Origin of the sequence: Serratia sp. B501, assembly GCF_051172315.1 — a bacterium.
GTDB lineage: Bacteria > Pseudomonadota > Gammaproteobacteria > Enterobacterales > Enterobacteriaceae > Serratia > Serratia ureilytica.
This window is the reverse complement of the sequence record NZ_JBPIZB010000007.1, coordinates 192860-213201: the sequence shown is the minus strand read 5'-3', so window position 1 is coordinate 213201 and position 20342 is coordinate 192860. Positions and strand designations below refer to the sequence as shown.

The following is a 20342-nucleotide window of genomic DNA, read 5'->3' as shown; positions in this document are numbered from 1 at the left end:
CAGCGACACCAGGCGTATTTGATGACAATGGCGCTCGTTATGGAACACAAAAACACCACATTCGATATCCGCTCAATCATCAAATGAACGTAAAAGGTCATATTGATGTGATAACAGATAAAGCCATCGGAGGCGCTCATGTTGAGTATTTTTAAGCCGGCCGCACACATCGCCCGTGTGCCGAGCGATAAGGTAGACCCGCTCTACCGTAAGCTGCGCTGGCAAATTTTCCTGGGGATCTTCTTCGGTTACGCCGCCTACTATCTGGTGCGTAAGAACTTCACCCTGGCCATGCCTTACCTGATCGAACAAGGCTTCAGCCGCGGTGACCTCGGCTTCGCGCTGTCGGGCATCTCCATCGCCTACGGCTTCTCCAAATTCATCATGGGTTCGGTCTCCGACCGTTCCAACCCGCGAGTGTTCCTGCCTGCCGGCCTGATCCTGGCGGCGGCGGTGATGTTGTTCATGGGCTTCGTGCCGTGGGCAACCTCCAGCATCGCCATCATGTTCGTCCTGCTGTTCCTGTGCGGCTGGTTCCAGGGCATGGGCTGGCCGCCGTGCGGCCGCACCATGGTGCACTGGTGGTCGCAGAAAGAACGCGGCGGCATCGTCTCCATCTGGAACTGCGCCCACAACGTGGGCGGCGGCCTGCCGCCGCTGCTGTTCCTGCTGGGCATGGCCTGGTTCAACGACTGGCACGCGGCGCTGTACATGCCGGCCTTCGGCGCCATCCTGGTGGCCCTGATCGCCTTCGGCCTGATGCGCGACACCCCGCAATCCTGCGGCCTGCCGCCGATTGAAGAGTACAAAAACGACTACCCGGACGACTACAGCGAAAAAGACGAAGAAGAGCTGACCGCCAAGCAGATCTTCATGCAGTACATCCTGCCGAACAAGCTGCTGTGGTACATCGCGGTCGCCAACGTGTTCGTCTACCTGCTGCGTTACGGCATTCTGGACTGGTCGCCGACCTACCTGAAAGAAGTGAAGCACTTCGCGCTGGACAAGTCTTCCTGGGCCTACTTCCTGTATGAATACGCCGGTATCCCGGGCACCCTGCTGTGCGGCTGGATGTCGGACAAAGTGTTCAAAGGCAACCGCGGCGCCACCGGCGTGTTCTTCATGACGCTGGTGACCATCGCCACCGTGGTGTTCTGGATGAACCCGGCCGGTAACCCGACCGTGGACATGATCTGTATGCTGGTCATCGGCTTCCTGATCTACGGTCCGGTGATGCTGATCGGCCTGCACGCGCTGGAGCTGGCGCCGAAGAAAGCCGCCGGCACCGCCGCGGGCTTCACCGGCCTGTTCGGCTACCTGGGCGGCTCGGTTGCGGCCAGCGCCATCGTCGGTTACACCGTAGACTTCTTCGGTTGGGACGGCGGCTTCATGGTGATGATCGGCGGCGGCGTGCTGGCGGTTATCCTGCTGCTGCTGACCATGCTGAACGAGAAGAAACACCACGCGGAAATCGCTGCCGGCAAGCGCGGCTAACCGTCACACGACTTTTGCATGATTTAAAGGCCGCCCTGCGGCCTTTTTACTACCCTGCCCCCAACAACACGGAGAAAACGGAATGCGGACTCAAGTCAAAGCCCTGCTGACAGGGATCATTCTCGCCACCTCAATGGTCAGCGCCGCACAGGCGACGGACAAAGTGGTGATCGCCCACCGCGGCGCCAGCGGCTACCTGCCGGAACACACCCTGCCGGCGAAGGCGATGGCCTACGCGCAAGGCGCCGATTACCTCGAGCAGGATCTGGTAATGACCAAGGACAACGAGCTGGTGGTGCTGCACGACCATTACCTCGATCGCGTCACCGACGTCGCCGAACGTTTCCCGAACCGCGCACGCAAAGACGGCCGTTATTACGCCATCGACTTTACGCTGGCGGAGATCAAATCGCTGAAGTTCACCGAAGGCTTTGACATCGAAAACGGCAAGAAGGTACAGGGCTACCCTGGCCGCTTCCCGATGGGCAAATCCGACTTCCGCGTCCACACCTTCCAGGAAGAGATCGAGTTCGTACAGGGTCTGAACCATTCGACCGGCAAAAACATCGGCATCTATCCTGAAATCAAAGCGCCGTGGTTCCACAAGCAGGAAGGCAAAGACATCTCCAGCAAAGTGCTGGCGGTGCTCAAGCAGTACGGCTACACCGGCAAGAACGACAACGTCTACCTACAGTGCTTCGACGCCAACGAGCTCAAACGCATCAAGAACGAGCTGGAGCCGAAGCTGGGCATGGATCTGAAGCTGGTGCAGCTGATCGCCTACAACGACTGGCAGGAAACCTACGAGCAGAAAGCCGACGGCAAGTGGGTGGAATACGACTATGACTGGATGTTCAAACCGGGCGCGATGAAGAAAATCGCTCAGTATGCCGACGGCATCGGGCCGGACTACCACATGCTGGTGGTGGCGGATAAATCCAAGCCGGGCCACATCGTGCTAACCGACATGGTGAAAGAAGCGCACGCCAGCAAGCTGGCGGTGCACCCGTTCACCATTCGCGCCGATGCGCTGCCGAAGTACGTGACCGACGTGAACCAACTGTATGACGTGATTTACAACCAGGCCGGCGTCGACGGCGTGTTCACCGACTTCCCGGACAAGGGCGTGCAGTTCCTGCAGAAGCAGGGCCAGCACAAGTAATAACAAGGGCGCCGCAAGGCGCCCTGATTATTTCAGAGGAACATCTTGCGCAGGTAGTGCGGCACCGCGTTGTCGGCATTGGAACCGATCACTTCCAGCTCCGGCAGCATATCCTTCAGGCGCTGATGCGCATCGCGCATGATGCAGCCCTTGCCGGCCATCGACAGCATCTCCAGATCGTTCATGCCGTCGCCGAAGGCGATGCACTCTTGCAGCGTATAGCCGATGATCTTGGCCACTTCTTCCAGCGCATGCCCTTTCGACACGCCGCCCGCCATCACTTCCAGGCAGGTCGGGAACGAGAAGCTGACGTTGACCCGATCGCCCCAGCGGGCGTTGATGGCGTCTTCCACCTGCAGCAACCGCTCGTGGTCTTCACAGGTGAAGTAAACCTTGCAGACGCCGTCGGTTTCCAGCAGGCCCGGCTCGAACAGCTGATATTTGAACACCGACTCCTGGAAGAACTCTTCCTGCTCCGGGCTTTCGCGGTTGGTAAACCAATCGTCGTTGCGGTAGACGTTGGTGGTGATCTGCGGATCGTCGTGCAGCATGCCGTACAGATCGCGGGCGATATCCCCGTCCAGGTTATGGCTGAAGATCAGCTCGCCGGCCGTGTTGTGCACCCGCGCGCCGTTGGAGGTGATCATAAAGGCGCTGATTTCCAGGCTGTCGCGGATCTGCGCCACGTCGATGTGGTGGCGGCCGGTGGCGAACACGAAATGCACGCCTCGCTGGGTCAGCAACTTCAGCGTTTCTTTGGCGTACGGCGACAGGGTATGGTCGGGAGACAGCAGCGTGCCATCTAAATCGGAAGCGACGACGTGATACATAGCGTTATGTTCTAACCTCTGATGGAGTTGTCGGCGGCAGCGCGCCGCCTAAGTGTTGAGCAAAGAAGCGCAGGATTGCGTTCAGTGCTTCGGCGCGCATCGCGTCCCGCTCGAACAGGATCTCATGGCGTGCGCCGTTGATAACCCACGGAAGCCCCCCTTCGCAAGGGCGCCCCGCGTCTGACAGAGCCTGACAAAAAGCCTGGTGCGAACGGTTGTCGACCACCCGTTCTTCACCGGCCTGCAAAAGCAACAGCGGCGTTGTGATGTTCCCGGCCTGCGCGATGATCTGCCGGCCGGCGCGGATGCTCTCACGCACCCAATGGTAAGTCGGCCCGCCCACCTGCAGCTCGGGATAGTCGGCGTAATAACGCAGGCTGCGCCGGTAGCGCTCGCGGCTGTGGGTCAACACGTTGACCACATAGGGCAGCGGACGCCACTGGCCGGTGCCCACCGCGTAATAATCACGGATCGCCGGGCGTGTCTCCACCCAGTCGAGAATGCGGTCGGCCAGCCAGCCCGGCATCGGCAGCTGGATGCCGAACATCGGCGCGCAAAACGCCGCCGCGTCGAACGCCTGCGGCCGGCGCTGCAGGAACTGCGCCAGGATCGCGCCGCCCATCGAATGCGCCAGCGCGAAACGCTGCCGGTAACCGCGCGACTCGACCTCGCGCAGCCACAGCTGCTCGAAATCGTCCACGTAGTCGGCAAAGTTTACCACATGACCGCGGTGCGTATCCGCCAGTAAACGCCCGGAGCGCCCCTGGCCGCGATGATCGACGATCACCACGTCGTAACCGCAGTGGAACAGGTCGTAGGCCACCTCAGGGTATTTCACGTAGCTTTCGATGCGGCCGGGGCTGACCACCACCACCCGCTGATGCCGCGCGGAACGGAAGCGCACAAAGCGGATCGGCACGCCGTCCACGCCGCGGAACTCGCCTTCTTCGCGCTGCCGCCAGAAATCCAGCAGCGGCCCGGTGGCGAAGGCAGCGAACTGCGTTTCACGCGTTAACCAGTCATCGGAGCTGAGAGTGAACGAGGTCATCGAGAGCGTTTTCCCTGTGGAGCCGGCGGAAAATGTGACCGCTGGCACAAGAAATCATACTAGCGTATTGTGATTCAATTCTGACAAAAAACGGCGCCGCCTCGGCGCATTGTGGCACAAAACGACACTTTCAGGGAGCCGAGAACCATGACCTTGGACTGGTGGTTAACTTACCTGCTGACCACGCTTATCCTTAGCCTGTCCCCCGGATCCGGCGCCATCAACACCATGAGCACCGGCATCAGCCACGGCTATCGCGGCGCCGCCGCGTCAATCGCCGGGCTGCAGGTCGGGCTGAGCGCGCACATCGTGCTGGTGGGCATCGGCCTCGGCGCGCTGATATCGCAATCGCTGCTGGCGTTCGAGCTGCTGAAATGGCTGGGCGCCGCCTACCTGGTGTGGCTCGGCATCCAACAGTGGCGCGCCGCCGGCGCGCTGGATCTGCATGCGCTGGCGGGCAGCATGCCGCGCCGCCGCCTGTTCCGCCGCGCGGTGCTGGTCAACCTGACCAACCCGAAAAGCATCGTGTTCCTCGCCGCGCTGTTCCCGCAGTTCATCTTGCCCCATCAGCCGCAGGCCGAACAGTATCTGGTGCTCGGCGTCACCACCGTGGTGGTGGATATTCTGGTGATGATCGGTTACGCCACCCTGGCGACGCGCATCGCCGGCTGGTTGAAGACCCCGCGTCAAATGCAGCTGCTCAACCGGGTGTTCGGTTCGCTGTTCATTTTGGTGGCGGGGCTGCTGGCGACCGCCCGCAAAGCCTGACAAAAAAGGCCGGGCATCGCTGCTCGGCCTTGGGCATTTCACTGCCGGTTAGCGGGTAAAGATCAGGTGTAACCCGAAGCCGGTAAACAGCACGCCAGCCACCCCGTCTATCCACTTGGCCAACCGCTGATAACCGCGGCGCATCGCCGGCAGCGCGAACACCACCGCCACCAGGCTGAACCAGACGAAGGTCTCGGCGACGATCAGCAAGAACAGCCCCCAACGCGCCCCGGCGCCGACGCTGTCGCCGACGAACAGCGAGAACACGCTGCCGAAATAGATCACCGCTTTCGGGTTGGACAGGTTGGTCAAGAAACCGCGAATAAAGCTGCGCCCGGCCTTCGGCAACGCCACCTGGGCCTCTGCCGCCGGCTGCGCTTGCTGCGCCCGCGCGGAACGCAGCAGTTGCCACCCCATCCAGCACAGGTAAATGCCGCCGCCGACCATGATTATCTGATGCAGCCAGGCCATCTTCTGCAGGATCAGATGCAGCCCCATCAACGCCACGCCGGCCCATACCACGATGCCGAGCGAAATGCCGACCACGCCCATCATCGCCTCGCGGCGCGAGCGGCTGGCGGCGGTCTGCGACACGAAAAAGAAGTCCGGCCCCGGGCTCATCAGCGCAATCAGATGCACCAGCGCCACGGTGAGAAACAGCATCAGCATGATTTATCGCCCTCAGTCTTCGTCATTGTCGAGATGGTCGCGGATCATCGCCATAAAGGGCGCGCCGAAACGCTCCAGTTTGCGCTGCCCCACGCCGTTGACGCTCAGCAGATCGCCGGCCTTGATCGGCATCTGTTCGGCCATTTCCAGCAGCGTGGCGTCGTTGAACACCACGTAGGGTGGAATGTTTTCTTCGTCGGCGATCGACTTGCGCAGTTTGCGCAGCTTGGCGAACAGCTTGCGATCGTAATTGCCGCCGTAGGATTTCTGGTTGGCGCTGCTGCGCGACTTCAGGCTCTGAATGCGCGGCACCGCCAGCTGCAGCGCCACCTCGCCGCGCAACACCGGACGCGCCGCCTCGGTCAATTGCAGCGCCGAGTGCATGGCGATGTTCTGGGTGATAAAGCCCAGGTGGATCAGCTGACGCAGCACGCTGGTCCAGTGCTCCGTGGTTTGATCGCGGCCAATGCCGTACACCGGCAGCTTGTCGTGACCGTATTCGCGAATGCGCTGATTGTTGGATCCGCGCAGCACTTCCACGATGTACCCGAGGCCAAAGCGCTGGCCGACGCGGTACACGCAAGACAGCGCCTTGCGCGCGTCCTCCAGCCCGTCGTAGCGCTTGGGCGGATCGAGGCAGATATCGCAGTTGCCGCAGTTTTCGTGCTTGCCTTCGCCGAAGTAGTTGAGCAGCACCAGGCGACGGCAGGTTTGCGCCTCGGCGAAAGCGCCCATGGCGTTCAGCTTGTGACGCTCGATGTCCAGCTGTTGCCCGGCGGGTTTCTCCTCCAGACAGCGGCGCAGCCAGGCCATGTCGGCCGGATCGTACAGCAGGATGGCTTCGGCCGGCAGGCCGTCGCGCCCGGCGCGGCCGGTCTCCTGATAATAGGATTCGATATTGCGCGGGATGTCGAAATGCACCACAAAACGCACGTTGGGTTTGTTAATGCCCATGCCGAAGGCGACGGTGGCCACCACCACCTGCAGATCGTCACGCTGGAACGCTTCCTGCACCTGGGCGCGGCGATCGTTGTCCAGCCCCGCGTGGTAAGCGCCGACGCTCAGCCCGCGGCTTTGCAGGCGCGCGGCGGTGTCTTCCACCTTGGCGCGGCTGTTGCAATAGATAATGCCGCTCTTGCCGCGCTGATCCTGCACGAAGCGCCACAGCTGGTCGAGCGGTTTGAATTTTTCCACCAGCGTGTAGCGGATGTTCGGCCGGTCGAAGCTGCTGACCTGCACCAGCGGATCCTGCAGCGACAGCAGACGCACGATATCGCCGCGCGTGGCTTCATCGGCAGTGGCGGTCAACGCGATCACCGGCATCGACGGGAAGCGCTGTTTCAACTGACCCAGCGCGCGGTATTCCGGCCGGAAGTCGTGGCCCCATTGGGAGATGCAGTGCGCCTCATCCACCGCCAGCATCGCCGGCGGGCAGTGATCGAGCAGGTTGAGGAAGCTTTCCATCATCAGCCGCTCTGGTGCGATGTACAGCATCTTGATGGTGCCGTTGCGGCAGCCGGCCATGACGTCCAGCTGCTCCTCGCGGGTTTGCGTCGAGTTGTAGCAGGCGGCGGAAACGCCGTAGGCCAACAGTTGGTCGACCTGATCCTTCATCAGCGAGATCAGCGGAGAAACGACCAGCGTCAGGCCGTCCATCACCAGCGCAGGGATTTGGTAACACAACGACTTGCCGCCGCCGGTCGGCATCACCACCAGGCAATCCTGCCCGCCGATCGCGGCATTGATAATCGTTTGCTGCCCCGGACGGAATTGCTGGTAGCCGAAGGTATCGCGCAATACCTGCTCGGCCAGCAACTCTCTGTTAATCACTGCTGCGGTTGACACACACTTCCCCATTTTTTCATCGGTACACACCCACCGGGTATGATTACACAATATCGTTCAGCATGACACCAACGCGCGCGTGACTCTTTTGCCTAAACGGGCTGGCAAGCAACAAAGGTTAAGCATAAAATCAACATTCCATTAACCTGGACTGACCAGTTAGCTCCCTTAAAACGCAAAAGAAAAACGGAAACCCGCTATGTCGACAACACCACTGACCCTGGAAGCCGCCCGCCGCAAGATCGGCGAAATTTTTGTCTACCACATGCCGTTCAACCGCGAGCTTGGCCTGGAGCTGCGCCGCTTCGACGATGACTACGTCGAGCTGAGCTTCACCAACCAGCGCAAGCTGGTCGGCAACGCCGCGCAGGAAATTCTGCACGGCGGCGTGATCGCCGCCGTGCTTGACGTCGCCGCCGGGCTGGCCTGCGCCGGCGGCGTGCTGACGCGCCTGGAGCCGCTGGTTGAAGAGGAGATCGCCGCCAAGCTGTCGCGCATGGGCACCATCGACCTGCGCGTCGACTACCTGCGCCCCGGCCGCGGCGAGCACTTCGTCGCCTCCGCCAGCGTGCTGCGCAGCGGCAACAAAGTCGCCGTCGCGCGCGTAGAACTGCATAACCACGACGGCCTGCATATCGCGACCGCCACCGCCACCTACCTGGTCGGCTGATGATTGTGTGCGGTGAGCGTCTTCAGTACACTCACCGCATCTTAAGTTCCCCACCAGAGTGACGTCATGGACGCAAAGCAAACGCGTCAGGGCATTTTCTTTGCCCTGGCCGCCTATTTTATGTGGGGCATCGCCCCGGCTTATTTCAAACTGATCCAGCAAGTGTCCGCGGATGAGATCCTCACCCACCGGATCATCTGGTCGTTTTTCTTCATGCTGGCGCTGATCACGCTGGGCCGCAACTGGCCTAAAGTGCGCGCCGCCTGCCAAAATCGCAAACGGCTGCTGTTGCTGGCGGTCACCGCGCTGTTGATCGGCGGCAACTGGCTGCTGTTCATCTGGGCGGTGAACAATCACCATATGCTGGAAGCCAGCCTGGGCTACTTCATCAACCCGCTGGTTAACGTGCTGTTGGGGATGCTGTTTCTCGGCGAACGTTTCCGCCGCATGCAGTGGGTGGCGGTGGCGCTGGCGTTCACCGGGGTGCTGGTGCAGCTCTGGCAGTTCGGGTCGTTGCCGATCATCGGTCTGGGGCTGGCGTTCAGCTTTGCCTTCTACGGCCTGCTGCGCAAGAAAATCGCCATCGACGCGCAGACCGGCATGCTGATTGAAACGCTGTGGCTGCTGCCGGTAGCGGCGGCCTATCTGTTCCTGTTCGCCGACAGCCCCACCAGCCACCTGAGCGCCAACCCGTGGTCGCTGAACCTGCTGCTGGTCGCCGCCGGCATCGTCACCACCGTGCCGCTGCTGTGCTTCACCGCGGCGGCTACCCGGCTGCGCCTATCGACGCTCGGTTTCTTCCAGTATCTCGGCCCGACGCTGATGTTCCTGCTGGCGGTCACCTTCTACGGCGAGACCGTCGGCCAGGACAAGCTGGTGACCTTCGGCTTTATCTGGGCGGCGCTGATCCTGTTCACCCTCGACGCGCTCTATACCCAGCGCAAGCTGCGCTGAGCCCGGCGCCGCCGGGTTACAGCCAGTTCTTGCGCTTGAAGTACAGGTAAGGGGCCAGGCCCGCCAGGATCATCAGCGTGATCGCGCCCGGGTAGCCGAACGACCATTTCAGTTCCGGCATGAATTCGAAGTTCATGCCGTAGCTGGAAGCCACCAGCGTAGGCGGCAGGAACACCACCGACACCACCGAGAAGATCTTGATAATACGGTTCTGTTCGATGTTGATGAAGCCCATCGCCGCCTGCATCAGGAAGTTCACCTTCTGGAACAGCGATTCGTTGTGCGGCAGCAGGGATTCGATGTCGCGCAGCACTTCACGCGCCTGCTCCAGCTGGCCGGTCGGCAAACGCGCCTTGCGCACCAGGAAGTTGAGCGCGCGCTGGGTATCCATCAGGCACAAACGCACCTTCCAGCCGATATCTTCCAGCTCCGCCAGCGTCGAGAGCGCGGCGTCGTATTCGTCACCCTGATGCCCTTCCATGATCACACGGCTGAGCTGTTCCAGATCGCTGTAGATATTCTCTATCTCGTCCGCCAGCTGTTCAATCTTGGTCTCGAACAGATCCAGCAGCAGTTCGTAAGCGTTGCCTTCGAGCATCGTCTGGTTGCGGGCGCGCATGCGGTACAGGCGGAACGCCGGCAGTTCGCGCTCGCGCAGGGTATACAGACGCCCGTCGCGGATGGTGAACGCCACCGTGGAGTTGCCGGCGTGATCTTCCGCATCTTCAAAGTAGAAAAAGGAGTGGATATGCAGACCGTCTTCGTCTTCGAAGAAACGAGCGGAGGCTTCGATGTCGTCCAGTTCAGGACGCGTCGCCAGGCTTTGTCCCAGCTCATTCTGCACGCGCTCACGCTCGCCCTCTTCCGGCTCGACCAGATCAACCCACAGCGATGACGTGAGATCATCTGAGTCGTCCAGTTCCAGACGGGACAAGCGGCGGTTATCTAATTTAAAAGCGCTCAGCATGTGCCAAAACTCCGTGAAGGTAACGGGTGCGGACAACGCGTTGAAGCACAGAAACAGAGGGAGATGCGTATCACCGATTTGTTTCAGACCATGAAGAGATCTGACTCATAGCGACACTTTGCGGGGTCGCCGACAACCACGAAGGCTATCAGCAAAAACGGAGAGCCTTAGAAGTTATACCTGCGGCGCAGGTCAGTGAGCCAGTATCTACTGGGTGTGTCCAAGGCGTCTGTCCTCAATGATAATAGTGCGCGCATGTTACGCCGAGAAGAAAAAGCCTGTCAACACGTTAGGCGGGATAATTGCGCAACAAATCATCACGATGATCAATAGCAGAAATGGGGCTTAAACCGTACTGAAAAAGTCGCGGCGATCGCTTACCGCCACCAAGAATGTTGCTAAGATGACATCACCCTAATGGTACGACAAGCATGCGGATTTAAATGATGAAACAGATTACCGCCCATGAACTGACCGCGATGAGCGAACAGGCCGCCAGCGTGGCCCGCCTGCGCGCGCACCGCACCTTACACGAAGAGCTGAGCGACCCGGTGCAACGCCTGGCGATCGCCATGGAACCCGGCACCTATATCCGCCCGCACCGCCACCCGCAAACCTGGGAGCTGCTGACGCCGCTGCGCGGCCGCTTTGTGGTGCTGCAGTTCAACGATGACGGCGTCGTAACACAGCGCACCCTGCTCGGCGAAGAAACTAAAGTGCTGGAGATGCCGGCCTTTACCTGGCATGCGGTGCTGTCGGTCGATGCCGGCGGCGTAGTGTTCGAAGTGAAGCAGGGCCCGTATCAGGCGCTGACCGAAGAAGACTGCATGCAGTGGGCGCCGCAGGAAGGCGGTGAAGGCACCGAAGCGGTGATGCGCTGGTATGCCACCGCACAGGTCGGCGACCGGTACCCTCACTGATCGTGAAAGGTTGCAGGGGCTGGCCCCTGCAACGCCTCTCTCTTTATACCGTTTCCAAACGCGCGTAGGCCGCCACCAGCCATTTGATGCCTTCACCCGGGAAGGCGATCTGCAGCCGGCTGTGCTCGCCGCTGCCCTCCAGATTGACGATGGTGCCTTCGCCAAACTTGGGATGACGCACGCGCTGGCCCAGCTTGTAACCGGTGTCGTTCTCGCTGATCGGCGTGCCCATGCGGCGATGATTGACCGGGCGCGACACGCTGGCGCGCAGGCGCACTTCTTCCACGCACTCCTCCGGCAATTCGCCGATAAAGCGCGACGGCCGGTGATAAACCTCTTTGCCGTACAGACGGCGCGTTTCAGCATAGGTCAGCGTCAGTTTCTGCATGGCGCGCGTCACGCCCACATAGGCCAGACGGCGCTCCTCCTCCAGACGGCCGCCTTCATCCAGCGACATCTGGCTCGGGAACATGCCTTCTTCCATGCCGACGATAAACACCAGCGGGAACTCCAGCCCCTTGGCCGAGTGCAGGGTCATCAGCTGCACCGCGTCCTGATAGGCGTCGGCCTGGCCTTCGCCCGCTTCCAGCGCCGCATGCGACAGGAATGCCTGCAGCGGCATCAGATCCTGATCTTCTTCCTGATAGCTGAACTGGCGCGTCGCCGTCACCAGTTCCTCGAGGTTTTCGATGCGCGCCTGTCCCTTCTCGCCCTTTTCCTGCTCATACATGATGAACAGCCCGGAGTCGCGGATCACCCGATCGGTTTGCACGTGCAGCGGCATATCGGCGGTTTCATGCGCCAGCGACTCCACCAGCTCGATGAAGCGCTGCAGCGCCGACGCGGCGCGGCCGGCCAGAACCTTGTCCTGCATCAGTTCGCGCGTCGCCTGCCACAGCGTCAGCTGGCGATCACGCGCCGCCTGGCGCACCACGTCGAGGGTGCGATCGCCGATACCGCGCGTCGGGGTGTTGACCACGCGCTCGAAGGCCGCGTCGTCGTTGCGGTTGGAGATCAGGCGCAGGTAAGCCAGCGCATCCTTGATTTCCTGACGTTCGAAGAACCGCTGGCCGCCGTAGATGCGGTACGGCATCGCCGTCTGCAGCAGCGCCTCTTCCAGCACGCGCGACTGGGCGTTGCTGCGGTACAAAATGGCGCAGTCGTTCAGCGCGCCGCCGTTGTCTTGCCAGGTCTTGATGCGGTTGACCACGAAGCGCGCTTCGTCGAGTTCGTTGAAGGCGCAGTAGAGGGAAATCGGCTCGCCTTCGCCGCCTTCGGTCCACAGGTTTTTACCCATGCGCCCGTCGTTGTTGGCGATCAGGGTGTTGGCCGCTTTCAGGATGTTGCTGGTGGAACGGTAGTTCTGCTCCAGGCGGATGGTTTCCGCGCCGGGGAAATCCTTCAGAAAGCGCTGGATGTTTTCCACCTGCGCGCCGCGCCAGCCGTAGATCGACTGGTCATCGTCGCCGACGATCATCACGTTGCCGTTGCCGCCCGCCAGCAGGCGGATCCAGGCGTACTGGATGCTGTTGGTATCCTGGAATTCGTCCACCAGCACGTTGGTGAAACGCTCGCGATAGTGGTTGAGGATATGCGGCTTGTTCAGCCACAGCTCGTGCGCGCGCAGCAGCAGCTCGGCGAAATCCACCAGCCCCGCGCGATCGCAGGCTTCCTGATAGGCCTGGTAGATGCGCAGCCAGGTGGCCTCTACCGGGTTGTTGTAGGTCTCGACGTGCTGCGGGCGCAGGCCTTCGTCTTTCTTGCCGTTGATGTACCACATCGCCTGACGCGGCGGCCACTGTTTCTCGTCGACGTTCAGCGCCTTGATGATGCGCTTGAGCAACCGCAGCTGGTCGTCGCTGTCGAGGATCTGGAAATCCTGCGGCAGGTTGGCTTCCAAATGATGAGCGCGCAGCAGGCGGTGCGCCAGACCGTGGAAAGTGCCGATCCACATGCCGCCCTGGCTGGTGCCGATCAGATGTTCGATACGGTGGCGCATTTCCGCCGCCGCCTTGTTGGTGAAGGTCACCGCCATGATCGAATACGGTGAGCAGTTCTCCACCGACAGCAGCCAGGCGATGCGATGCACCAGCACCCGCGTCTTGCCGCTGCCCGCTCCGGCCAGAACCAACAGGTTGCTGCGCGGCGCCGCCACGGCTTCACGTTGTTTTTCATTCAGGCTGTCGAGCAGATCGGAGACGTCCATAGGCACCACTAATGGTTAAGGAAAAACCCGCCGGCGACGGGTTTTTCACTGGAAATTTATACAGAGTTCTGGCAGGGATTATAACAATGCTGTCAGCGATGCCAACTGCGAAATCTCAATATGCGGCAGCAGGCGGCTGTCGGCGGCCTGCATCAGGCTGCGTTGCCGATCGTTGATCCAACAGGCCTGCAGCCCCGCGCGCAGCGCGCCGGCCACGTCGGTGGTCAGATCGTCGCCCACGTGCAGGATCTGCTCGGGCGCCACGCCCAGCCGCTCGACGGCCAGGTGATACATGTCCTGATACGGCTTGGCGCGCCCGTCCGGCCCGGAACGCAGCACAAACTGAAAGTAGCCGTCCAGGCCGCACTGCGCCGGATCGGCGTTGCCGTTGGTGATCGCCACCAGCGGGTAGCGCGCCGCCAGCGCCTTCAGCGTGGCATGGGTCGCTTCCGGCACCTCGATACGGCTGCGCCACAGCGCGAAATTCTGCATCGCCGCATCGGCCCCGATCGCCGCTTCGGCGTCGCGCAGCCCCTGCCGGCTCAACGCCAGATGAATGGCGCGCCAGCGCCACTGGGTGACGTCGTGGTAGATCTCCGGATCCTGCTCGCGCAGTTCCTGGCGCAGGCGGTGGAAATCCGCCGACTGGAAGCCGTTCAGGCCGGGATGGTAGCTCTGCAGGAAGGCCACCGACTGCTGCTCGGTTTGCCGGATCACCGGACGGTTGTCATACAGCGTGTCGTCCAGATCGAAAGTCAGCGCCGCCAGCGGACGCAGCGGGCGATAAAAATGCATCAGGATTTCCCCCGTTTGGCGCGCGGATGCGCGGCATCGTACACGTTCGCCAGATGTTGAAAGTCGAGGTGGGTATAAATTTGCGTGGTGGTCAGGTTGGCGTGGCCGAGCAGCTCCTGCACCGCGCGCAGATCGCCGCTGGACTCCAGCATATGGGTGGCGAAGGAGTGGCGCAGCTTGTGCGGGTGGATATGGCTGTTGACGCCCTGCTTCACGCCCCATTCGGCGAAGCGTTTTTGCACGTTGCGCGTCGAGATGCGTCGCCCCTGATTGGACAGGAACATGGCGTCGTCCTGCGGTCCAAACAGATCGCGCATCGCCAGCCAGTGTTCCAGCCAGGTGACGGCGGTGCGCCCGATCGGCAATTTGCGTTCTTTGCTGCCTTTCCCCATCACCCACACCTCGCCGGCCGCCATATCGACATGGCGGCAATCCAGCCCCACCAGCTCGGAGAGGCGCAGGCCGGCGCCGTACATCACCTCGAGCATGGCGCGATCGCGCACCGCCAGCGGATCGTTGAGATCGATCTCCAGCAGTTGGTTCATTTCATCGACGTCGATGTTTTTCGGCAGATGGCGGCCGCTGCGCGGCGTGCGGATGCCCTTCGCGGGGTTGGCGTGCAGCACGCCCTGGCTGACCAGCCAATCGAGGAAGCTACGCAACGAAGAGAGCCGCAGCGCCAGGCTGGCGGACTGCAGACCGGCGCGTTTGCTGCGCGCCGCCAGCATGCGCACCCGGGCGGCGTCCAGCGTCGTCCAGTCGGTGACGCCGATCTCCTGCGCCAGGCGCATCAGCGCCGTCAGCTGGCGTGAATAGCTGAGCTGCGTCAGCGGGCTGAGTTGCCGTTCTACCTTGAGATAACGCAGAAAAGCGTCCACCGGCTGCTGCAGGCTGGGCGCAATCGGCGTCATACGCGTTCGATCCAGCGTTCCAGCAGCGCCGGCAGCATGCGCGCCAGCTGATTGAGCATCACCGTGCCCATGCCCTGCTGATAATGTTGCGTATCGCGGCTGCTGAAGATCACCATGCCCAGCTCGCCGTCGTCGCCCAACATCGACAGCGCCACCGAACCAATCTGGCCTATCTGTTTGGCCTGCGGCAACAGCAGCAGCAGCTCGGGGCCGTTCAGGCTGCCGAGATAGTGTTGTTCGCTGCCCAGCCGCTGGATGCGGAACGGCTCGAACGCCGAACGCGTCAGCGCCAGATGGGTGAAATCGGAAGGCGCGCCGATATTCCAGCGCTCGGCGAACAGGCGCACCGTGGCGCCGGCCAAACCGAAGCCGCGCGCCCAACGCTGCAGCCGGTTGAGCATGTCCTGCAGGCTGTCGGCGGTGGCCAGATCGGCCTGCAGGTGCAGCAACCGGGCGAACAGCCCTTCGTTGGCGCTGGCCTGCTCCATCAACAGCGTGATCTCTTCTTCCAGCCGTTCGATGTGATTGCGCTGGCGAGCCAGATGCCATTCCACCAGCGAAACGGTGCCGCGCACCGGGTGAGGCACGCGCATCTGCTCAACCTGGCGCGCGTTGCGAATAAAGAAATCCGGGTTCTGCAGCAGGTACTGCATCACGGCGTCGTCATCCAGCGCCAGGCCGGCGACGCTCTGTTCTTCTACGCTTTTCATAGATGAATAAATCCGTCATAGACATGGGTTGCCGGACCGGTCATAAACAGCGGATTGCCCGGCCCTTTCCAGCGAATATGCAGGCTGCCGCCCGGCAGTTCTACATGCACCTCTTCTGACAGCAATTCCTGTTGGATCCCGACCGCCACCGCCGCACAGGCGCCGCTGCCGCAGGCCTGCGTTTCACCGGCGCCGCGCTCGTAAACGCGCAGCTTGATGTGATCGCGGCTGACCACTTGCATAAAGCCGATGTTGGCCCGTTCCGGGAAGCGCTCGTGCCCTTCCAGCACCGGCCCAAGCAGCTCCACCTTGGCGGTTTTTACATCATCCACCTGCAAAACACAATGCGGGTTGCCCATCGACACCACGCCGCACAGCACGGTATGTTCCGCCGCGCGCATGATGTAGGTCTTTTCCGCCTTGGCGGCGCGGAACGGCACCGCCTGCGGATCGAAATTCGGCTCGCCCATATTGACGCACACCAGATCGTCGTCGGTGACGCTGAGCACCATGCGCCCGGTTTGGGTGCTAACGCGGATATCGCGCTTGTTGGTCAGCCCTTTCAGCCGCACAAAGCGCGCAAAACAGCGCGCGCCGTTGCCGCACTGCGCCACTTCGCTGCCGTCGGCGTTAAAAATTCGGTAGTGAAAATCCAGCTCGGGATCGTAAGGCGGTTCTACCACCAGCATCTGGTCAAAGCCGACGCCCAGGTGCCGATCGGCCAGCCGGCGGATCAGCTCAGGTGAAAAATAGACATTCTGTGTAACGGCATCGACCACCATAAAGTCGTTGCCCAGACCGTGCATTTTGGAGAACTGCATATCATACTCCGCTATCTGGACGCGCTATCCGTCTTGATTTTGCGGCGGCGCTCGCCACCGCAAACCGGGTGTTACTGGGCAACCATCGACGGTTTTTGCTGAGAGCCAGACTGCTCCTGCTGGTTCTTTTGCACCTGATCGCCCGTTTGCACCGGCGGTTTGGCCGGTTTTTGGCCGGCGGAGTCGGCAGGTGGGAAGTAAAGCGGGCCTTTCAGACCACAGCCGGCGAGGCCGGTAACCAGAACGGCCATCAGCGCATAGCGTAGTTGTTTTTTCATTTGCATTAATGCCTGTAATTCATGCGTCCAAGGTCTCTATAATCGCAGGTGGATCATGAAAAGCAATAGGAATTGAATATGAACGACAGTGAGTTTCACCAGTTGGCCGACCAGCTGATGCTGAATATTGAAGAGACACTGGACGATTTTGACGGCGATGCGGATATCGATTACGAAACCAATGGCGGCGTGATGACGCTGAGCTTCGAAAACGGCACCAAAATCGTCATCAACCGCCAGGAGCCGCTGCACCAGGTGTGGCTCGCCACCAAGGCCGGCGGTTACCACTTCAACTACCGCGACGGCGTCTGGGTATGCGATCGCAGCGGGCAGCCGTTTTACCAACTGCTCAGCGAAGCGGCCAGCGCGCAAGCCGGCGAGGAACTGAGTTTTTCCTGAGGCTAAGCAGGGCTCGGCAACCGAGCCCTTGCGGCGTCAATGCAGCTGGAACTGCTGCTTCAGCGGCTGAGCGGCGCCGTCGGCCACCGTCACGCACAGGCTGGACAGCACGTTGCTGCGGAACGGGATCACCTGCGTGCGCCCGTCGAGCTGCACGATTTGATAGAACTGCGGCAGGTTGAAGTTGATGAAGCTGGAGCCGTAGGTAAAGCGGTCGTGCGACGAGGAATAGAAGCGGCTGACGTCGCGCACCAGCTCCTCTTTGCTGCCCTCGCAGTGGTGATACACCTCCACCCGATTCGACTCATCCAGAATATAGATGTTGAAGCCCTTGTCGTCTGAGGTGTCTTCGAAGAAGAACTGGATGATCCCCTCGCTGGCGAAGCCGTCCACCACCGGCGGCAGATGCACCTGATCGGTTTCCACCTTGATAGACAGGCCGTGCAGCTTGTTGTTGGAGATGGCGCCGTAAAACTCCACCGCGTTCTCCAGCTTCTGCACCGACACGCTCAGGCGCTCGAAGAACAGCCCCCAGGTTTGCCCGGCGACGCGCACCGCCTTGAAGCGGCCGGGTTCCAGCCGGGTGCTGGACAGGCGCAGCTCGATGCACTCCGACACCAGCTGCTGAATGCGGGTGCGAATAAGGCCGCGCAGGTGCTGACTGTAGCAGAACACTTCCACCGACTCCGGCGGCGCGGCGTCCTGGTGCATTTTGCCGAGAATGGTTTTCAATGCTTCCAGCACCGACTGCTCGCCGCTGAAATGCAGGGTGCGCACTTCGTTCCAGGAGTTGCGGTACAGCAGATCGATGCTGCCGACCAGGCATTGCTGTTGCTGACCAAAGCTGAACACGTCCAGCTTGCGGAAATCGAAGTGCACCACCTGATTGCGGAAGGCGGCGGTCGGATCGTTTTCCAGATTGACGATGATCGCCAGATGGCGAATCTCGCACGGGCTGTACAACGCTTTCGGCGTCGGCGCCGGCAGGCGCAGCGGGAAGTGATGGGAAACGTCGGCCACCAGCTCCTGCAGCTTGGCGGTGTCACACAGATTGCCGCTCTTGATGTGCAGGCGGGTCTGCGGCGTCAGCAGGCCGTTGAAATAGGCCCAGGCCACCAGCTTGTTCAGGTAGCGGTTATATTCCAGCGGCTGATGGCTGACGATCGAATCCATGGCCGGCGCCTGATTGTACAGGTACCAGCCGGTGCGGTTGGCGCGGCCAACCGGCACATGAATAAAGGTTAAATCGTTTTCCGACAGGTCCGGCGAGATCTGCGGGTTCACCAACGTCACCTTGCCGGGCAGCGCTTCGAACGCCGCATACAGTTTGCGGGTCAGCACGCCGATATCCTGCGGGCTGGCGCTGACGCTGAGGTTGTTGCGGCGGGCGAAACGGATCAGGTTGCGGTAGCTCTGCATCATCGCGTCAAGCAGTTCGTTGTGCGCTTCGCGCACTCGCTCGATCTTCCAGTTGGCGCGGTTGTCCAGCATCGCCAGACGCTCTTCGCTCCAGCCCCACTCGCTGACCAATTGGCTGAGGATCTCGCGCCGCCAGCCGACGCAGGCCTTGGCCAGCGACAGCTTTTCACACACTTTCAGGTAGAAACAGCGACGGGCCAAATCGAGGCGGGTGGTGTCGTTGATGTCGGTCAGGTAGCGGGTGACGCGCTCGAGCATCATGCAGTAGGCGTCGAGCCCGAAGCTGACGATCTCGCCCTGGTGCAGGCGATGTTTGATGTCCGTCGCCAGCAGTTGGGTATTGGGGTATTCCCAGGAATAGGCTTCCAGCAGCAGTGTTTTCAGCACCGCCTTGTAAGGCGAATCGATGCTCTTGTACAGCTGCCAAAGGCTGGCGCCGAAGTACTCTTCCGCCGACAGCGAACTCAGGCCGCCGAGATCCAGCCACTCGTTCGGCGTCAGCGCGCCCTGCGCGTACAGCGACAGCACGTATTCATCGTAGTGCGCTTCTTCTTCGCCCGGCACCATGTTCCACAGGATGCGTTTGCCGGCCAGGCGCACCGCGGTGCGGTAGAACTCGTCCAGCAACAGGATGTGCTGCGTCGAGCCGCAGTCTTCGCCGCCCAGGCTGCCGCTTTCATTATGGCGGAAACGGTTTTCGTCGATCAGGAAGAAGCTGACTTCCACCCCCATCGAGGCGGCCCACTTCTCAAGCAGGCTGCATTTTTGCTGCAGGCGGGTGCGTTCTTCGTTGTCCAGCCAGGACTGGTGGCAGACCCAGATGTCGAGATCCGAGCTGCAGCTTTGGCCGATAGACGAGGTGCTGCCCATCGAATAGACGCCGGTGATCGGCAGCTCGCCGCTGGCCGGTTTGTCAAACGGGCTGCCCCATTTGTCTTCTAGATCGTTCAGGTAATCTTGTTGAGTTTCATCAGGCGTGTAGAGGCAAATGCCGTGGGGAACGTTACCGTTCAGGTAACCCGGCATCAGCGGGTGGTGGTGGTGCAGTAAGGTGGGCAGCAGACTGTATACCCGTTGAAACGCGGGCTTCATAGCCGCCAGGGCGCGATCGACGCGTAGCTGATTGATCGCATCCAGTCTCTGCTTCAATGTCTCGATGTAGAGGTACAAGACGTCTCGCCTGATTATCCCGGTGTTTAGAAAAAAACCCGTATTCCATAAGCGCCGTTAGTGTAAGAAGAATATTTGGCGACTTATTGCTGGAAACGTGATCAATTTAACACCTTGCTGATTGACCGTAAAGGAGGTAACGCTTCACAATTATTGTAGCGCTTCCCTAAACGATTTACCCGCAGTGTTAACTGCCCCAAAGCACATCACACGTCCCTTTGATTCCGTTGTCCTTTTTCCGCCTCCGGCTTCTTGCACTGACAGTATTGACTCTCAGTGGTAGGATGGATGGCGAAATATAAAAAC

19 protein-coding genes are annotated in these 20342 nt (G+C 61.0%); 7 read left to right on the top strand and 12 right to left on the bottom strand.

Annotation, left to right across the window (positions count from 1 at the left end):
• Nucleotides 1-138: 138 nt before the first annotated feature.
• Nucleotides 139-1494, top strand: coding sequence for a glycerol-3-phosphate transporter (gene glpT, locus ACSBQV_RS20025; protein WP_033645009.1), 1356 nt, complete (start codon nt 139-141; stop codon nt 1492-1494).
• A gap of 82 nt (nt 1495-1576) precedes the next feature.
• Complete coding sequence (glpQ, locus tag ACSBQV_RS20020) at nt 1577-2656, top strand: glycerophosphodiester phosphodiesterase (protein WP_099782458.1); 1080 nt, start codon at nt 1577-1579, stop codon at nt 2654-2656.
• A 32-nt stretch (nt 2657-2688) separates the two neighbouring features.
• On the opposite strand, the gene yigL is transcribed toward glpQ, so the two are convergent.
• Both yigL and pldB read right to left on the bottom strand, forming a co-directional pair.
• Nucleotides 2689-3486, bottom strand: coding sequence for a sugar/pyridoxal phosphate phosphatase YigL (gene yigL, locus ACSBQV_RS20015; RefSeq protein WP_033652427.1), 798 nt, complete (start codon nt 3484-3486; stop codon nt 2689-2691).
• Between the two features lie 4 nt (nt 3487-3490).
• Nucleotides 3491-4534: a lysophospholipase L2 gene (gene pldB, locus ACSBQV_RS20010; RefSeq protein WP_099782459.1), complete on the bottom strand. Its 1044-nt coding sequence runs from the start codon at nt 4532-4534 to the stop codon at nt 3491-3493.
• Between the two features lie 147 nt (nt 4535-4681).
• Between pldB and rhtB the strand changes: the two genes are divergently transcribed.
• Nucleotides 4682-5302, top strand: a complete 621-nt coding sequence (rhtB, locus tag ACSBQV_RS20005) for a homoserine/homoserine lactone efflux protein (protein ID WP_033645013.1) — start codon at nt 4682-4684, stop codon at nt 5300-5302.
• Between the two features lie 48 nt (nt 5303-5350).
• On the opposite strand, the gene rhtC is transcribed toward rhtB, so the two are convergent.
• A complete protein-coding gene (gene rhtC / locus ACSBQV_RS20000) occupies nt 5351-5971 on the bottom strand; it encodes a threonine export protein RhtC (RefSeq protein ID WP_016929486.1) in 621 nt (206 codons plus the stop codon).
• Nucleotides 5972-5983: 12 nt separating this feature from the next.
• The gene (recQ, locus tag ACSBQV_RS19995; protein WP_046688049.1) at nt 5984-7816 is read right to left on the bottom strand and encodes an ATP-dependent DNA helicase RecQ; all 1833 of its coding nucleotides are present in this window, start codon (nt 7814-7816) and stop codon (nt 5984-5986) included.
• A 199-nt stretch (nt 7817-8015) separates the two neighbouring features.
• Here recQ and ACSBQV_RS19990 point away from each other — a divergent pair, with 199 nt between their 5' ends.
• A complete protein-coding gene (locus tag ACSBQV_RS19990) occupies nt 8016-8486 on the top strand; it encodes a thioesterase family protein (protein WP_033645017.1) in 471 nt (156 codons plus the stop codon).
• Nucleotides 8487-8552: 66 nt separating this feature from the next.
• A complete protein-coding gene (gene rarD / locus ACSBQV_RS19985) occupies nt 8553-9440 on the top strand; it encodes an EamA family transporter RarD (protein WP_033645018.1) in 888 nt (295 codons plus the stop codon).
• 16 nt (nt 9441-9456) lie between these two features.
• On the opposite strand, the gene corA is transcribed toward rarD, so the two are convergent.
• Nucleotides 9457-10407 carry a magnesium/cobalt transporter CorA gene (gene corA / locus ACSBQV_RS19980; RefSeq protein ID WP_004934262.1) on the bottom strand — a complete coding sequence of 317 codons (951 nt, stop codon included), beginning with the start codon at nt 10405-10407 and terminating at the stop codon, nt 9457-9459.
• Between the two features lie 446 nt (nt 10408-10853).
• Between corA and ACSBQV_RS19975 the strand changes: the two genes are divergently transcribed.
• Nucleotides 10854-11327, top strand: coding sequence for a WbuC family cupin fold metalloprotein (locus tag ACSBQV_RS19975; protein ID WP_025160392.1), 474 nt, complete (start codon nt 10854-10856; stop codon nt 11325-11327).
• Between the two features lie 43 nt (nt 11328-11370).
• Here ACSBQV_RS19975 and uvrD read toward each other — a convergent pair whose 3' ends face one another.
• From uvrD to lptM, 6 genes are all read right to left on the bottom strand, one after another.
• Complete coding sequence (gene uvrD / locus ACSBQV_RS19970; protein WP_033652429.1) at nt 11371-13533, bottom strand: DNA helicase II; 2163 nt, start codon at nt 13531-13533, stop codon at nt 11371-11373.
• A 78-nt stretch (nt 13534-13611) separates the two neighbouring features.
• On the bottom strand, nt 13612-14328 hold the full coding sequence (yigB, locus tag ACSBQV_RS19965; RefSeq protein WP_033636653.1) for a 5-amino-6-(5-phospho-D-ribitylamino)uracil phosphatase YigB: 717 nt from the start codon (nt 14326-14328) through the stop codon (nt 13612-13614).
• Nucleotides 14328-15239: a tyrosine recombinase XerC gene (gene xerC / locus ACSBQV_RS19960; RefSeq protein ID WP_033645020.1), complete on the bottom strand. Its 912-nt coding sequence runs from the start codon at nt 15237-15239 to the stop codon at nt 14328-14330. Before xerC ends, yigB begins: the two co-directional genes overlap by 1 nt.
• Nucleotides 15236-15949, bottom strand: a complete 714-nt coding sequence (locus ACSBQV_RS19955) for a DUF484 domain-containing protein (protein ID WP_099782460.1) — start codon at nt 15947-15949, stop codon at nt 15236-15238. Before ACSBQV_RS19955 ends, xerC begins: the two co-directional genes overlap by 4 nt.
• On the bottom strand, nt 15946-16770 hold the full coding sequence (dapF, locus tag ACSBQV_RS19950; RefSeq protein ID WP_004934244.1) for a diaminopimelate epimerase: 825 nt from the start codon (nt 16768-16770) through the stop codon (nt 15946-15948). The genes ACSBQV_RS19955 and dapF overlap by 4 nt, the downstream gene beginning before the upstream one ends.
• A 71-nt stretch (nt 16771-16841) precedes the next feature.
• Nucleotides 16842-17048: an LPS translocon maturation chaperone LptM gene (gene lptM / locus ACSBQV_RS19945; protein WP_080273427.1), complete on the bottom strand. Its 207-nt coding sequence runs from the start codon at nt 17046-17048 to the stop codon at nt 16842-16844.
• Nucleotides 17049-17126: 78 nt separating this feature from the next.
• Here lptM and cyaY point away from each other — a divergent pair, with 78 nt between their 5' ends.
• The gene (gene cyaY, locus ACSBQV_RS19940; protein WP_033645025.1) at nt 17127-17447 is read left to right on the top strand and encodes an iron donor protein CyaY; all 321 of its coding nucleotides are present in this window, start codon (nt 17127-17129) and stop codon (nt 17445-17447) included.
• A 36-nt stretch (nt 17448-17483) separates the two neighbouring features.
• Here the strand turns inward: cyaY and ACSBQV_RS19935 are convergent, their stop codons facing one another.
• A complete protein-coding gene (locus ACSBQV_RS19935) occupies nt 17484-20036 on the bottom strand; it encodes a class I adenylate cyclase (RefSeq protein WP_019452546.1) in 2553 nt (850 codons plus the stop codon).
• Between the last annotated feature and the right edge of the window lie 306 nt (nt 20037-20342).

What these genes read in the sequence shown, in the direction of transcription:
- uvrD (WP_033652429.1), bottom strand. Translation starts at nt 13,533, where the DNA reads ATGGACGTCTCCGATCTGCTCGACAGCCTGAATGAAAAACAACGTGAA.
- pldB (WP_099782459.1), bottom strand. Translation starts at nt 4,534, where the DNA reads ATGACCTCGTTCACTCTCAGCTCCGATGACTGGTTAACGCGTGAAACG.
- rhtC (WP_016929486.1), bottom strand. Translation starts at nt 5,971, where the DNA reads ATGCTGATGCTGTTTCTCACCGTGGCGCTGGTGCATCTGATTGCGCTG.
- xerC (WP_033645020.1), bottom strand. Translation starts at nt 15,239, where the DNA reads ATGACGCCGATTGCGCCCAGCCTGCAGCAGCCGGTGGACGCTTTTCTG.
- cyaY (WP_033645025.1), top strand. Translation starts at nt 17,127, where the DNA reads ATGAACGACAGTGAGTTTCACCAGTTGGCCGACCAGCTGATGCTGAAT.
- glpT (WP_033645009.1), top strand. Translation starts at nt 139, where the DNA reads ATGTTGAGTATTTTTAAGCCGGCCGCACACATCGCCCGTGTGCCGAGC.
- glpQ (WP_099782458.1), top strand. Translation starts at nt 1,577, where the DNA reads ATGCGGACTCAAGTCAAAGCCCTGCTGACAGGGATCATTCTCGCCACC.
- yigB (WP_033636653.1), bottom strand. Translation starts at nt 14,328, where the DNA reads ATGCATTTTTATCGCCCGCTGCGTCCGCTGGCGGCGCTGACTTTCGAT.
- dapF (WP_004934244.1), bottom strand. Translation starts at nt 16,770, where the DNA reads ATGCAGTTCTCCAAAATGCACGGTCTGGGCAACGACTTTATGGTGGTC.
- ACSBQV_RS19955 (WP_099782460.1), bottom strand. Translation starts at nt 15,949, where the DNA reads ATGAAAAGCGTAGAAGAACAGAGCGTCGCCGGCCTGGCGCTGGATGAC.
- ACSBQV_RS19990 (WP_033645017.1), top strand. Translation starts at nt 8,016, where the DNA reads ATGTCGACAACACCACTGACCCTGGAAGCCGCCCGCCGCAAGATCGGC.
- corA (WP_004934262.1), bottom strand. Translation starts at nt 10,407, where the DNA reads ATGCTGAGCGCTTTTAAATTAGATAACCGCCGCTTGTCCCGTCTGGAA.
- rhtB (WP_033645013.1), top strand. Translation starts at nt 4,682, where the DNA reads ATGACCTTGGACTGGTGGTTAACTTACCTGCTGACCACGCTTATCCTT.
- lptM (WP_080273427.1), bottom strand. Translation starts at nt 17,048, where the DNA reads ATGAAAAAACAACTACGCTATGCGCTGATGGCCGTTCTGGTTACCGGC.
- ACSBQV_RS19975 (WP_025160392.1), top strand. Translation starts at nt 10,854, where the DNA reads ATGAAACAGATTACCGCCCATGAACTGACCGCGATGAGCGAACAGGCC.
- yigL (WP_033652427.1), bottom strand. Translation starts at nt 3,486, where the DNA reads ATGTATCACGTCGTCGCTTCCGATTTAGATGGCACGCTGCTGTCTCCC.
- rarD (WP_033645018.1), top strand. Translation starts at nt 8,553, where the DNA reads ATGGACGCAAAGCAAACGCGTCAGGGCATTTTCTTTGCCCTGGCCGCC.